Source organism: Stenotrophomonas sp. ESTM1D_MKCIP4_1 (assembly GCF_003086895.1).
Lineage (GTDB): Bacteria > Pseudomonadota > Gammaproteobacteria > Xanthomonadales > Xanthomonadaceae > Stenotrophomonas.
Genome location: NZ_CP026004.1, coordinates 930,948 through 944,432 on the forward strand (window position 1 = coordinate 930,948; position 13,485 = coordinate 944,432).

Genomic DNA, 13,485 nt, shown 5'->3' on the forward strand with positions numbered 1-13,485 from the left:
CCTGTGCATTCCCCGTCGTGGCGGTGTCAAGGTAACGCGAAAGCCATGTGTTGGCGACGTGTACTGACGCTTTTGACCTGGCTGAACGCCGATGCGGTGGATCACAGATCGTGATTCCCGTGTCCATCTTCTATTGAATTGATACGTGCTGGACAGGCCGACTGGCCAGACCCGGCAAACCCGGTCGTGCTGCATCCAGGCTGTCCACTCACTTCAGGAGCGACCAGAATGATGTCCAGATCCAAGGTTGGAACGGCGGTTGGCGTGCTGTTGGGCGTTTCGGTATCGGCGGTGGCCAGCGCCGCCCCATTGTTTGAACCGGTGACGATCCTCAGCCGTGCTTCGGCGGGGGGCGATCCCGCATTGGCCAGACTGCTGGCCACGCCGTCCACGGCCACCGTGCAGGAAGTACGCATCGATGCGGCCGCCACCGCACAGTCGCAGCTTGAATTCGAGCTGCTGGGGCAGAAGGTGCAGGCGACCCGCAGCAAGGTCGAAGCGCTTCCCGACGGCGGCAGCATCTGGTACGGGCAGATCCGCACGCCGTCGGACCGCCTGCAGAAGGCCACCTCCAATGGCCAGGACGATCCGGGCAATTCATTGATCGTGGTGCGTTCAGGCAATACGCTCACCGGCTCGATCCGCAAGGACGGCGTGTTGTACCGGCTGCGTCCGCTGGGCGACCGCCACATCCTGGTGGCGGTGGATGAAACCCGGATGCCGGCCGACCATCCGGCGGATTACAACCAGCTGCCGAAGATTGCGATGGCGGACAGCGACCGCATCGGCATTGCCCAGGCATCGTCAGGTACGCCTGCCACCCTGCGCGTGCTGGTGGTGGCGACCAATGCAGCCGTGGCGGCCTACGGTGGCAACATGCAGTCGCTGGTGCAGCTGGCGGTGGCCGAATCCAACCAGGGGTATGCCAACAGCAACGTCGGCATCACCATGCAGCTGGCCGGTTACGAAACCACCAGCTACAGCGAGTCGGGCAACTTCACCACCGATCTGGCCCGCTTCCGCAACACCAGCGATGGCTACATGGACAGCATCCATACCAGCCGCAATTCCACTGCGGCGGATGTCGGTGTCCTGCTGATCAACAACACCAGTTACTGCGGCCTGGCCTCGGGCATCGGTTCCACCGCCGCCACAGCTTTCGCAGCGGTGTACTGGGATTGCGCGACGGGCTACTACTCCTTCGCCCACGAAATCGGCCACCTGCAGAGTGCGCGGCATGACATCGCCAACGATCCGAGCACCTCGCCGTATGCCTATGGCCATGGCTACCGTTACGAGCCGGCATCGGGTTCGCGCTGGCGCACCATCATGGCCTATGACTGCTCGGCTGGCTGCCCGCGCCTGAACTACTGGTCAAACCCCAACATCAGTTACAACGGCGTGCCCATGGGTATCGCCAGCAGTGCGGACAACCAGCGCGTACTGGTCAACACCAAGGCAACGGTGTCCGGCTTCCGCTGAGGCAAGCGCCGGCCAGGGTCGGCGTCTACCGGCCCACGCGTGCTGGTAGATGCCAACCTTGGTTGGCACCCGGCAATCCGTCATTCGCGCTTCAGGGACTCCAAGCGCCAGCCGTCGGCATCCACGCGCAGCACCGAGCCCTGTTCGTACCAGTCGCCCAGCACGATGCGGGTGCAGCTGCGGCCACCGGCCTGCAGCGTATGAATGGCCGGGCGATGGGTGTGCCCGTGGATCAGGGTATCCACGCCATGGCGCACGAAGGTGGCCTCGACTTCGGCCGGGGCCACGTCGGTGACCGTCTCGAACTGCGCACGGTCGCCCTGCTTCATCTCCGACTGGCGCGCCTGGCTGGCATCGCGCGCTTTCTGCGCGAATGCAATGCGCGCGGCCAGCGGCTGCGACAGGAACTGCGCCTGGAACACCGGATCGCGGGTCTGTGCGCGGAACTGCTGGTAGGGGATGTCATCGGTGCAGAGCAGATCGCCGTGCTGCAGCATCACCGGGCGGCCGTACAGTTCGATCACGCACGGGTCGGGCAGGATGCGCAGGCCCGCACGGCGAGCATAGTCTTCGCCCAGCAGGAAATCGCGGTTGCCACGCATGAAGAACACCGGCACGCCGCTGTCGGACAGCACTTTCAGCGCATCGGCCACCGCATCGGCGGCCGGCGAGGGGGTGTCGTCGCCGATCCAGGCCTCGAACAGATCGCCCAGGATGTACAGCGCCTCCGCGCCGGGCGCGTCCTCGCGCAGGAAGCGCAGGAACAGGTCGGTGATGGCTGGACGGCTGGGGTCCAGGTGCAGATCGGAAATGAACAGCGTCGTCATGCAGGTATTCTAGGGCATCGGCTCGCCGCGTCGGGCCGGGGTCAGCGCCCTTTCCGCAGGAAAGGGATCCGCCCCCCCGGAATCAATCCAGCCGTATCACACCGGCAGCGGCAGCCAGGCCAGACTGGCCGAGGCGAGCAGCGCGGCGATGCCGGTTGCTGCCAGCACGTCGCTGGGATAGTGCAGGCCCAGCACCACGCGCGAGAGGCCCACGCCGAAGGTGAACGGCACCAGCAACGGCGCCAGCCACGGGTAGTACGCCAGCGCCACGATGGTGAACGACACCGCGTGCAGGGTGTGCCCGGAGGGGAAGCTGAACTCGTCCAGGGGCGCCACCCAGGCGCGGATGCGCAGGTCGGCCGCATACGGGCGCGGTCGCCGGGTCCAGCGCTTCAGCCCTTTGTACAGCAGCAGCGCGGCCAAGCCGGTGGCGGCCATGTGCACGGAGGCGCGCAGCCCGTCGAAGCCATCGACCAGTACCAGCGCGCCCATCAGCACGTACCAGAAGACACCATCACCCAGGCGGCTGATGATCGAGAACAGACGGCGCACGCGGCGGCGCCGGCAGTAGTGGTTGGCCCGGCGGCACAGCCGTGCTTCGCGGCCAGCCAGTCCTTCAAGCGGCGTTGTGCGCATGTCGGCTCCTGCGTGCGTCGGCCAGTTCGGCCAGCAGCGTTTCAAATTCGGCCACGACCTGCTGCGGGTGCAGGCGCTTCATCGCACGGGCGGCATTACCGCCCAGTTCGCGGCGCAGTGCGTCATCACTGGCCAGCTGCACGGCGGCGTCTACGAACTGCGCGTCGGTGTCCACGGCCGCACCGTTCTCGCCGTTGCGCAGGTATTCGCGTGCGGCGCCGTAATCAAAGGCCACCGTGGCCAGGCCGGAGGCCATGCTTTCCAGGGTCACGTTGCCGAACGTCTCGCTGCGGCTGGGGAACAGGAACAGATCGCCGCTGGCGAAGTGGCGGGCCAGGGCGTCGCCGCGCTGGATGCCGCAGAAGATGAAGTCCGGATTCTCGTGCGCCAGTTTTTCCCGCGCCGGGCCGTCGCCAACGAACACGAAGCGCGCTTTGGGCCGTACCTGCTGCAGGCGACGGAATGCCTTCACCGCCAGGCCGAGGTTTTTCTCTGCGGCAATGCGGCCGACATGGATGGCGACCAGGCCGTTGCCATCCACGCCCCATTCTTCGCGCAGCGCCGGGTCGCGCCGGCCCGGGTCGAACTGCTGGCTGTCCACCGCGCGCGCCAGCAGGCGCACGCGCTCGAAACCCTGGTCGGTGAGGAACTGCTGCAGCTCGCGTGTCGGCACCAGGGTGGCATCGGCCTGGTTGTGGAAGCGGCGCATCCAGCGCATCGCCGCCGTCTGCAGCCACGCCACGCCGTAGTCGGGCAGGTACTCGTCGAAACGGGTGTGGAAGCCGGTCGCGACCGGGATGCCGAGGCGGCGGGCAGTGCGCAGCGCCGACCAGCCCAGCGGGCCTTCGGTGGCGATGTAGACCGCATCGGGGCGCTGCTGCTGCCAGTGCCGCCCCAGCCGGATGGGCGCGGGTAGGCCGAAGCGCAGGCCCGGGTAGCGGGGCAGGGCGGCACCCGGCACCAGCAGCGTGCCGGGCGCAGATGCCAGCGCTTCACTGGCCTGGCGCGGGCGGATCAGATCGACCTCGTGGCCGGCGGCGCGCAGTCCCTGCTCCAACCCCTGCACGGTGAGCGCGACGCCGTTGACTTCCGGCGGATAGGTCTCGGTGACGATGGCATGGCGCATGGCGGGCCTCCGGTTTTCCGGCATGCTCGGGCCTGCCCATGTAGCGCCTGTGACCACTTTGCGACCATCGGATGACGGCTCCGCCGGGCAGAAAAAAACCACGGCCCCGAAGGGCCGTGGTCGTGGTGTTGCGGCGGCGCGATGGATCAGAAGCGCTGCTGGTACTTCATGTAGATGAAGCGGCCGATGTCGTAGCCACCGTAGTACGAGAAGACCGAGTTCGGCTTGGTGTACATCACCGGGCCGTACTTCTCGAACACGTTGTTGGCGCCGACCGACACGGTGGCATCCCACGGCAGGCTGTAACGGAACTGCACGTCGTGGAAGGTGACCGAACCACGCTCGTTGTAGTTGCGGGTACCGGCGTACCACGGTGCACGCACGCCCGGGTCGGAGCACTCGTCGGGGTGGGCGCTCAGGCTCAGGCACTGCTCCTTGACGCCGGAGTAGTAGCGGGCGGTCCAGGTGACGCCGAAGTTGCCCAGATCCCAGCCCACGGTCAGGTTGGAGCGCACGCGGAAGCCGCTGCCAATGCCATTGGTCGGGGTCGGCACCACGGTGGTGTCATTGGTCGAACGGAAGATGTTCGAGCTGACGTAGGTGGTGGACCAGGCGCTGCTGAACTTGCCGTACGAGTCGGTATCCCAGCGGTAGGTCACGTCCATGTCGTAACCTTCGGTTTCCAGGAAGCCGGCGTTGCGGTTGCCGTAGGTCAGCTTGTTGACGATGCCGGTGACCGGATCACGGGTGAACTGTGCGCAGCGCGAGGTCACGCCCTGCTCATAGCAGTCGATCAGGATCTGGTTCGGGCTGTCGGCAACGATGGTGTTGTCGATGCGGATCTTCCACCAGTCCAGCGAGGCGTTGAAGTTCGGGATGAAGCTCGGGCTCCACACCAGGCCCAGCGTCTTGCTCTTGGAGGTTTCCGGCTGCAGCAGCGGGTTGGAGCCGCTGGTGAACGGCACCGGGGTCTGGTCGGTGCTGCTGGTGATCGGCACCATGCCCTGCTTCAGCTGGCGGTAGTTGTTGGCATCGGCGATGTCACGCGCGCAGCGGGCACGCACTTCGGCGCTGGTGCGCGAAGCGCCGTACACGGTGTCGCAGGGATCGGCGTAGCCGGTGGTGAAGGTTTCCGAACCGCCACCGTACAGATCGTTGATGGTCGGCGCACGGAAGCCTTCAGCCCAGGTGCCACGGACCAGCAGCTGGTCGAACGGCTTCCACTTGAAACCGAACTTGCTGTTGAGGGTGTTGCCGAAGGTGTCGTAGTCGGAGAAGCGGGTCGCGGCATTCAGCGACAGCTCCTTCGCGCCCGGCAGGTCGGCCAGCAGCGGGGCGTTCAATTCCAGGTAGGCTTCGTTGACGCGATAGCCGCCACCGGTCGGGCCCGAGGCCAGGTTGGTGGTGGCGCCCGTCTGGGCCAGGGCATCGGGAATGAATTCACCGGTTTCCTTGCGGTTTTCCAGGCCGAAGGCAAAGCCCAGATCACCCGCCGGCAGAGTGACGATGCTGCCGGCAATCGAGGCGAAGAAGTTCTTGCCGACGGTCTTGCCGGAGGAATCCTCAGCCGGCATCAGGTAGTCGATGAGCGCCTGGTTGCCGGTCAGGCCGTAGGGATCGACCACGCCTGCGGCGATCAGCGGGTTCCAGACCATGCAGTTGGCGATGGGCGCAGCGGCGGTGCCGCACTCGACCTTGCCGGTCGCCGCGTTGTAGTACGACGGGCCGACCGCGTTCTTCACGCGTTCCTTGTGCAAGTTGCCGGTGGCGTGCTGGCGCAGTTCGTTCTTGTTGTACTGGTAGCCCACTTCCCAGTCGAAGTAGCGCTCACCGATGTCGAACGAGCCACCGAAGGCGGCCACGGCGCGGTAGGTCTTCAGCGAGCTGTCGCTGACGCGCGGCACTTCCCAGGTGCGGTGGTTCCAGGCCACGGCGGTCGGGGTGGCGTAACCGTGCTGGCTGCCGAACGGGTTGAAGTAGCTGTTGACCGACATCGCGCCGATGCCGGCGGTGGACGACTGCAGCGGGTAGCCGGCGATCTGGCGGCTCGAATCACGCTTGTTGTAGCCCAGCTGGGTGCTGAAGTGGATCGAGTCGGTGATGTTCAGGCGGCCATCGACGAACACCGAATCCCGCTTCAGCGGATAGTTCAGGTGCATCTGCTCGTTGGTGTTGCTGACATCGCCGTTGGGCGCATTGGCGTTGGTGATGTGGTAGTTGGCCGGGTTCAGCGGGTCGCTGCCGCGGTTGAGCGAGTAGCTGCAGCTGGCGGTCGCGCAGCCCGGACCCTTCAGGCCGGTGATCTGGCCGTACTGGCTCACCGTGGTCCAGGCTTCGGTGGGGTGCAGGTCGGTGTTGCCATAGGCGCTGAACCAGCGGTCCTTGGCCCACACGGCCTTTTCTTCGGCATGTTCGGCCGAGACGGTGATCGAGCCGCGGTCGTTGGACCAGCCGGCAACCACGTCGATGCGGTCGCGGCCGCCGTCGCCCTGGCTGTACTGGCCGTGGTAGACGTTGGCGGTCACGCCGGTCACGTCATGGCGGGTGATGATGTTGACCACGCCGGCCATGGCGTCGGAACCGTAGATGGCCGAGGCGCCATCCTTGAGGACTTCGATGCGCTCCACTGCCGACACCGGCAGGGTCGAGATGTCCTGGTAGCCGGAGGTGCTGATGCCCAGACGCTTGCCGTTGACCAGCACCAGGGTGCGCTGGGTACCCAGGTTGCGCATGTCGATGTAGGTACCACCGGCGTTTTCACCGGCCGTCAGCACGTTCGCGCGGCTGATCGTCGGGCTTCCCATCGCGGTGACGTTCTGCAGGATGTCGGACACCGAGCTGAAGCCCTGGCGTTCGATATCGGTGCGCGAGATGGCCAGCACCGGGTTCGCGCTCTCCACGTCGACCTGACGGATGCGCGAGCCGGTGATTTCGATGCGGTCGAGGGTCGTGGGGGCGCCGTCCTGGGCGAATGCAGGCAGCGCAATCGTTGCGGTGCCGACGATCAGGGCCTGGCGGATCGCCTTGCCCAGCACGGTGGTGCGTGAAGTCATCGCGTCTCTCTCTCTCGTTGAAGCTGCGGGTGCAGGGCCAAAGGGGCCCCAGCAATGTCGGCTCGGGTCGAAGCGACTGAGCCGGTGACATCGATTTATTCTCGTTCGTTAACCGGATGTAAAGAGGGCGTCGCGAAATGTATCGAAAGATGTCGCTCGGATTTCATCTAAATTTAATGAAAGCAAGGCCTTAGCCTCATGGCCCTGCCGCCAGATTCGGCACAGTGCAAAAGCCTGAATGCGCATTCAGTTTGGAAAATGCGCAAACGCGCGTGCGAAGACGGCCCCGTCAGGGGCCGTCGCAAGGGAATGCTGCAGGGGAGGGGCGGCCTGGCGTTGCCCGGCCGCGTGCTCAGGCGACGAACGGCCTGAACTGGAGGCCCAGCCCGGCCAGACCCTCGGTTTCACCGATCAGGTCGGCGCGCAGCAGCGGCCGGGCGTCGATGAAGGCCTGCGGCACGATCAGCGACAGGCGGGCGTCGTCGGCGGTCAGTTCCAGCGCCGGCAGCGGCGCGTCCTCATGTGCACGGTTGAGCAGCACGGCCAGCCGCAGCAGGGCCGTCAGGCGGCGGGCGGTCAGCAGCAGGCGCTCGGGCAGGGCATCGAAGGCCGATTTGCCGACACTGCGGCGATGGCTGCGCACCAGTGCCGCCAGCATCTGCTGTTCCTGCCGCGAGAAGCCGGCGATATCGGAATTTTCCAGCACGTAGCTGCCATGCACGTGGTAACCACTGTGGGCAATCATCAGGCCCAGCTCGTGCAGGCGCGCGGCCCAGCCCAGCATGCGCGCGTCGTCGGCATCCAGCTTCCAGCGCTCCTGCACCTGTTCCAGCAACGACAGCGCGGTGTCCTGCACGCGGTCGGCCTGGACGGTGTCGATGCCGTAGCGCTGGGTCAGCGCCGCCACCGATTCGTCGCGCGGGTCATTTTCGCCGGCGCGGCCTACGATGTCGTACAGGATGCCTTCGCGCATCGCGGCCTTGCTGACCAGCAGCTTCTGCAGCCCCAGCGCCTGGAAAGCGGCTTCCAGTACCAGGATGCCGCCGGCGATGATCGGGCGGCGGTCGCTGGACAGGCCGGGCAGCACGATGTCGTCGATCTTCTTGGCCTTCAGCAGTTCGTCGCGCAGTTGCGGCAGGGCCTCGGCGGTGATCGCGCCCTTGCTCAGCTTCATCGTGGCGCAGATCTCGCTGATCGCCTTGTGCGTACCCGATGACCCGAGAGCTTCCTGCCATCCCAGTGCGCGGTACTTGCTGGCGAACGGCTGGAACTCGCGGCCGATCTCGGCCAGCGCGTCCTTCCAGCGCTTGCGGCTGAGCTTGCCGCCGGGGAAGAAGCGGCGGGTGCTGGCGATGCAGCCGGCCTGCAGGCTTTCGCGCTCCAGGGTCTGCATGCCCTTGCCGATGATGAACTCGGTGGAGCCGCCGCCGATGTCGATCACCAGGCGGCGCTGGTCGGACTTGGGCGGTTGTGCGTGGGCCACGCCGAGGTAGATCAGGCGCGCTTCTTCGCGCCCACTGACCACTTCGATGGCATGGCCGAGCGCCGTTTCAGCCGGCACCAGGAAGGATTGCGGTGAACGCAGCTGGCGCACGGTATTGGTGGCCAGGGCGCGCACGCGGTGCGGGGGCACGTTGCGGATGCGCTGGCCGAAGCGGGCCAGGCATTCCAGTGCGCGCTGCCGCGCGGCGGCGGACAGCCCTCCCTTGCCATCCAGACCATCGGCCATGCGTACGGTTTCGCGCAGGCGATCAATCACCCGCAGCTGGCCGAGGGTGTAGCGCGCGATGACCATGTGGAAGCTGTTGGAGCCAAGGTCGATGGCGGCCAGCAGGTCGCCATCCTGCAATGCGGGCGGAGTCGTGGTGGTATGCGGCATGGGCGAATGTTAGCCGAAGGGGCGGTGTGCTCGTCACCGCATGGCCTTCACATTTTGCAGGGGGAGTGCGGTAGTGCCGGCCGCTGGCCGGCATGGGGTCGGATCCCGTTGCTGCGCAACGGGCTCTGACCCCGCTGTTTCTGCATGGCCGCGTTGTGCCGACCAACGGTCGGCACCTACCGGATCACAGACCCTGCGTTGTGCCGACCAACGGTCGGGACCCACCGGGATGGCCTACAGCCCCTGCATCAACGCCATCTGGGCCGAATGCGGCGCTTCGTCGTGTGCCGGGGTGCGCTTGTGGTAGATGCCGTCGGCATCCAGGTCCCAGGCGTTGAGGTTGTCGTCCAGGTAGTTCTGCAGCACTTCGCGGTACACGCGCTTGGCCAGGTCCGGGTCGAGGATCGGGAAGCCGGTCTCGACCCGGCGCAGCAGGTTGCGCTCCAGCCAGTCGGCGCTGGCGCAGTAAAGCTCCGGTGCGCCGTCATTGCCGAACCAGTACACGCGGCTGTGCTCCAGGAAGCGGCCGACGATGGAGCGCACGCGGATGTTGTCCGACACCCCCGGCACACCCGGGCGCAGGGTGCAGGCGCCGCGGATGATCAGGTCGATCTGCACCCCGGCCTGCGAGGCCGCGTACAGCGCGCGCACCACCTGCGGCTCGTTCAGTGCATTCATCTTGGCGATGATGCGCGCCGGGCGGCCAGCAGCGGCGATGCGCGTCTCGCGCTCGATGCGGCCGAGGATGCCGGTATGCAGGGTAAAGGGCGACTGCAGCAGGCGCTTGAGCTTCATCTTCGAGGCCAGCCCGGACAGCTGCTGGAACAGCAGATGCACATCGTTGCCGATGTCCGCATCGGCGGTGATCAGGCTGATGTCGGTGTACGCGCGGGCGGTGCCGCTGTGGTAGTTGCCGGTGCCCAGGTGCACGTAGCGGCGCAGCTTGCGGCCTTCGCGGCGCACGATCAGCAGCATCTTGGCGTGGGTCTTGTAGCCCACCACGCCGTACACCACCTGCACGCCGGCTTCCTGCAGGCGATCGGCCAGGCCGAGGTTGGCCTCTTCGTCGAAGCGCGCACGCAGCTCGACCACCACGGTGACGTCCTTGCCGTTGCGTGCGGCCTGGATCAGCGCATCGACGATCAGCGAATCCTTGCCGGTGCGGTACAGGGTCTGCTTGATCGCCAGCACGTTCGGGTCCACCGCGGCCTGCTTGATCAGGTCCAGCACGGCGGTGAAGGCGTCGAAGGGGTGGTGCAGCAGCAGGTCCTGGCGCGCAGCGATCTCGAAGATGCCGTCGCTGTCGCGCAGGGTGCGCGGGTTCATCGGCGGGTACTTCAGGTCCGGCTGCGGCACCAGGTCATAGAGCTGGATGATGCGGTTGAGGTTGACCGGGCCATCGATGCGGTAGACGGCATTTTCGGTCAGGCCGAAATTCTGCAGCAGGGTGCGGACGATGTCCTTCGGCGTGTCCTCGGCGATCTCCAGGCGCACCGCGGGCCGGTAGCCGCGGTCGACCAGCTCGTCGCGCAGGGCCAGGGCCAGGTTTTCCACTTCCTCCTCGTCCACCACCAGTTCGGAGTTGCGGGTGACGCGGAACTGGTAGGCGCCCTGGACTTCCATGCCCGGGAACAGTTCGTCCACGAAGGCCGACAGCACCGAGGACAGGAACACGAAGTTCTGCCCGCCGCCCAGGCTTTCCGGCAGCTGGATGATGCGCGGCAGCGAGCGCGGTGCGCGCACGATGGCCAGGTGACCGGCGCGGCCGAACGCATCGGTGCCCTTCAGCACCACGACGATGTTCAGCGATTTGTTGAGGATCTTCGGGAACGGGTGCACCGGGTCCAGGCCCAGCGGCGACAGCACCGGCATGATCTCGTTGCGGAAGTACGCGCGCAGCCAGCGCTTCTGCCGGTGGTTCCAGGAATGGCGGCCGAGCACACCGATGCCGGCCTCGGCCAGTGCCGGGCGCAGCGTTTCGTTCCAGCAGCGGTACTGCTGGTCCACCAGTTCGGCGGCACGGTCATGGATGGCATTGAGGATGGTCTGCGGGCTCATGCCGTCCGGGGCGGGCGGCAGGCCGAACTCCTGCGCGTGGCGCACGGCCGCGGCGCGGATCTCGAAGAACTCGTCCAGGTTGGTGCAGGAAATGCACATGAAGCGCAGGCGCTCCAGCAGCGGTACCTGCGGGTCCATCGCCTGCGCCAGCACGCGGAAGTTGAAATCCAGCTGCGACAGTTCGCGGTTGATGTACAGCGCCGGGTCACGCAGTGGATCGTTGTCCGGGCTCACCGGGAGGGGGAGGGATCCGAGGCTGCTCATGGCTTCATTCTTCGATGGAGGTCAGGGGGGCGGACTCGCGCGGGCGCACGTGGTCGGCATCGAAATGGCAGGAGAACACCGAGCCCTTGCCCACTTCGCTTTCGATCTCCAGCCGCGCGTGGTGCAGGCCGAGGATGTGCTTGACGATGGACAGGCCCAGGCCGGTGCCACCGCTCTCGCGCGAGCGGCTGCTGGACACCCGGTAGAAACGTTCGGTCAGGCGTGGCAGATGCGTGGCCGGAATGCCGTAGCCACTGTCACGCACGGCCAGCACCGCACCATCGCCCTCGCGGCGGAACTCCACGGCGATGCGGCCGTCGGCCGGGGTGTAGCGCACGGCGTTGGTGACCAGATTGGAAAACGCGCTGTGCAGTTCCTTGGTCGAACCCAGCAGGTCCACGCCAGCGAGGTCGTCGATGCTGATCTGGTGGCGGCCCTGGCTGTGCGCTTCGGCTTCGCGGCGCAAGGTGGCCAGCATCGGCTGCATCGCCACCGTCTCCGCTTCGCTGTGTTCCTGCGATTCCAGCCGCGACAGGGTCAGCAGGTCTTCCACCAGCTGGGCCATGCGCTGGCTCTGCTTGCGCATTTCTTCCAGCATCGGGCCGGTCCCGGGGAAGTCCTCCGGATCCATCATGTCCAGGTAGCCGTGCACCACGGTCAGCGGCGTGCGCAGTTCGTGCGAAACGTTGGCCACGAAGTCGCGACGCACCTGTTCCAGTCGCAGCAGCTTGCTGACGTCGCGGGCGATCAGCAGCCAGTAGTCGGACGAATAGGGAATGAGGCGCAGGTTCAGGCGGATCGCCGGGTCCACCGGCGACGGCACATCCAGAATCGGTTCGGCGTTGCGGCCACCGGCCAGCCAGTGCGCCAGCGGCATGGGCTGCAGGCGCTCGACCAGGGCCTCGCCAAGATCACCGGGGTGGTGCAGGCCGAGCAGGGCCGTGGCCGCCTCGTTGAACCACTGCACGCGCTGGCTGTTGCGGTCCAGCACCACCACCGCATCGGGCAGGGCGGCGGCAGCGGCGCGGTAGCTGCGCAGCATGTCCAGCAGGCGGCGCTTGCGCACGCGCATTTCCACCTGGTTGCGGTACAGCAGGCGGTCCAGCTCGTTCCACACCCCGGAACCTGCTTCAGCGGTTTCCCAGCGCTGGCGTGCGGTCAGCCGCCGCAGCACGCGGCGCAGGCGCCAGTAATGCCAGGTCAGAGTGCCCAGCGCGGCCAGCGCAATACACAGCCACAGATGCCCACTGAACCACCCGACCACGCCGGCCAGCACCAACACCGCCGCCACGGAGGCCAGCGTTTTCAACCAGGCGGAACGGATGTGGCGAGGCATTGCGATCTCGTCGTTGAAGGCGGCGGTTCACGCGGTGAACCGAGGGTTATAGCAGAGTTGCAGGTGCCGGCACCGGCAGACGCGCGGTGCCGGCACGACGAGGCTCACGTAGCGGTGGAGAAGCGGTAACCGGCGCCGCGCACGGTCTGCACCATGTTCTCGGCATTGAACGGTTCCAGCGTCTTGCGCAGGCGGCGGATGTGCACGTCGATGGTGCGTTCTTCCACGTACACACTGCCGCCCCACACATGGTCCAGCAGCTGGGCGCGGGTGTAGACGCGCTCGGGGTGGGTCATGAAGAAGTGCAGCAGGCGGTATTCGGTCGGGCCGATCGGCACCGGCTGGTCGTTGGCGAACACGCGGTGGGCCGCGCCGTCGATGCGGATCGGGCCGACTGCCACGCTGCCGTCTTCGTCGTCGTCCCGCGCGCGGCGCATGACCGCGCGGATGCGGGCCAGCAGTTCGCGTGCCGAGAACGGCTTGACCACGTAGTCATCGACACCGGCTTCGAGGCCGCCGACGCGATCATTCTCTTCGCCGCGCGCGGTCAGCATGATGATCGGTACTTCGCGGGTCAGGGTTTCCTTGCGCCAGCGCCGGGCCAGGTCCAGGCCGCTGGTGCCGGGCAGCATCCAGTCCAGCAGGATCAGGTCGGGGACGCGGTCGGCGATCGCGGTCTGGGCCTCGCGGGCATCGCCGGCGTGGACAGGTTCGTAATCGCCCTTGCGCAGGGCGAAGGCGACCATTTCGCGGATCGCGGGCTCGTCATCGACGATCAGGATGCGTTTCTGCACGAGGACACCGTAGGGCTCGGTTACTGGAGT

Annotated in this window: 9 protein-coding genes; 1 reads left to right on the forward strand and 8 read right to left on the reverse strand. The window is 66.6% G+C overall.

The window, feature by feature from the left end; all coding sequences use genetic code 11:
* Positions 1-228 precede the first annotated feature (228 nt).
* Positions 229-1,482 carry a M12 family metallo-peptidase gene (locus C1924_RS04255; protein ID WP_108764190.1) on the forward strand — a complete coding sequence of 418 codons (1,254 nt, stop codon included), beginning with the start codon at positions 229-231 and terminating at the stop codon, positions 1,480-1,482.
* Positions 1,483-1,562: 80 nt separating this feature from the next.
* Here the strand turns inward: C1924_RS04255 and lpxH are convergent, their stop codons facing one another.
* The 8 genes from lpxH to phoB all read right to left on the reverse strand — a co-directional run bounded on the left by lpxH (position 1,563) and on the right by phoB (position 13,455).
* Positions 1,563-2,309, reverse strand: coding sequence for a UDP-2,3-diacylglucosamine diphosphatase (lpxH, locus tag C1924_RS04260; RefSeq protein ID WP_108764191.1), 747 nt, complete (start codon positions 2,307-2,309; stop codon positions 1,563-1,565).
* Between the two features lie 96 nt (positions 2,310-2,405).
* Positions 2,406-2,945, reverse strand: coding sequence for a phosphatase PAP2 family protein (locus tag C1924_RS04265; protein WP_079220791.1), 540 nt, complete (start codon positions 2,943-2,945; stop codon positions 2,406-2,408).
* On the reverse strand, positions 2,926-4,071 hold the full coding sequence (locus tag C1924_RS04270) for a glycosyltransferase family 1 protein (RefSeq protein ID WP_108764192.1): 1,146 nt from the start codon (positions 4,069-4,071) through the stop codon (positions 2,926-2,928). The genes C1924_RS04265 and C1924_RS04270 overlap by 20 nt, the downstream gene beginning before the upstream one ends.
* 146 nt (positions 4,072-4,217) lie before the next feature.
* Positions 4,218-7,124: a TonB-dependent receptor gene (locus tag C1924_RS04275; RefSeq protein WP_108764193.1), complete on the reverse strand. Its 2,907-nt coding sequence runs from the start codon at positions 7,122-7,124 to the stop codon at positions 4,218-4,220.
* 352 nt (positions 7,125-7,476) lie between these two features.
* Positions 7,477-9,003, reverse strand: a complete 1,527-nt coding sequence (ppx, locus tag C1924_RS04280; RefSeq protein ID WP_108764194.1) for an exopolyphosphatase — start codon at positions 9,001-9,003, stop codon at positions 7,477-7,479.
* Between the two features lie 234 nt (positions 9,004-9,237).
* Positions 9,238-11,325: a polyphosphate kinase 1 gene (gene ppk1, locus C1924_RS04285; RefSeq protein WP_108764195.1), complete on the reverse strand. Its 2,088-nt coding sequence runs from the start codon at positions 11,323-11,325 to the stop codon at positions 9,238-9,240.
* A 4-nt stretch (positions 11,326-11,329) separates the two neighbouring features.
* Positions 11,330-12,661 carry a phosphate regulon sensor histidine kinase PhoR gene (phoR, locus tag C1924_RS04290; protein WP_108764196.1) on the reverse strand — a complete coding sequence of 444 codons (1,332 nt, stop codon included), beginning with the start codon at positions 12,659-12,661 and terminating at the stop codon, positions 11,330-11,332.
* Between the two features lie 104 nt (positions 12,662-12,765).
* A complete protein-coding gene (gene phoB, locus C1924_RS04295) occupies positions 12,766-13,455 on the reverse strand; it encodes a phosphate regulon transcriptional regulator PhoB (protein ID WP_079220798.1) in 690 nt (229 codons plus the stop codon).
* Positions 13,456-13,485 lie beyond the last annotated feature (30 nt).

Bases quoted from the DNA above. Each gene is read 5' to 3' on its own strand.
- C1924_RS04275 (WP_108764193.1), bottom strand. From the start codon at position 7,124: ATGACTTCACGCACCACCGTGCTGGGCAAGGCGATCCGCCAGGCCCTG.
- ppx (WP_108764194.1), bottom strand. From the start codon at position 9,003: ATGCCGCATACCACCACGACTCCGCCCGCATTGCAGGATGGCGACCTG.
- phoR (WP_108764196.1), bottom strand. From the start codon at position 12,661: ATGCCTCGCCACATCCGTTCCGCCTGGTTGAAAACGCTGGCCTCCGTG.
- C1924_RS04265 (WP_079220791.1), bottom strand. From the start codon at position 2,945: ATGCGCACAACGCCGCTTGAAGGACTGGCTGGCCGCGAAGCACGGCTG.
- C1924_RS04270 (WP_108764192.1), bottom strand. From the start codon at position 4,071: ATGCGCCATGCCATCGTCACCGAGACCTATCCGCCGGAAGTCAACGGC.
- lpxH (WP_108764191.1), bottom strand. From the start codon at position 2,309: ATGACGACGCTGTTCATTTCCGATCTGCACCTGGACCCCAGCCGTCCA.
- ppk1 (WP_108764195.1), bottom strand. From the start codon at position 11,325: ATGAGCAGCCTCGGATCCCTCCCCCTCCCGGTGAGCCCGGACAACGAT.
- C1924_RS04255 (WP_108764190.1), top strand. From the start codon at position 229: ATGATGTCCAGATCCAAGGTTGGAACGGCGGTTGGCGTGCTGTTGGGC.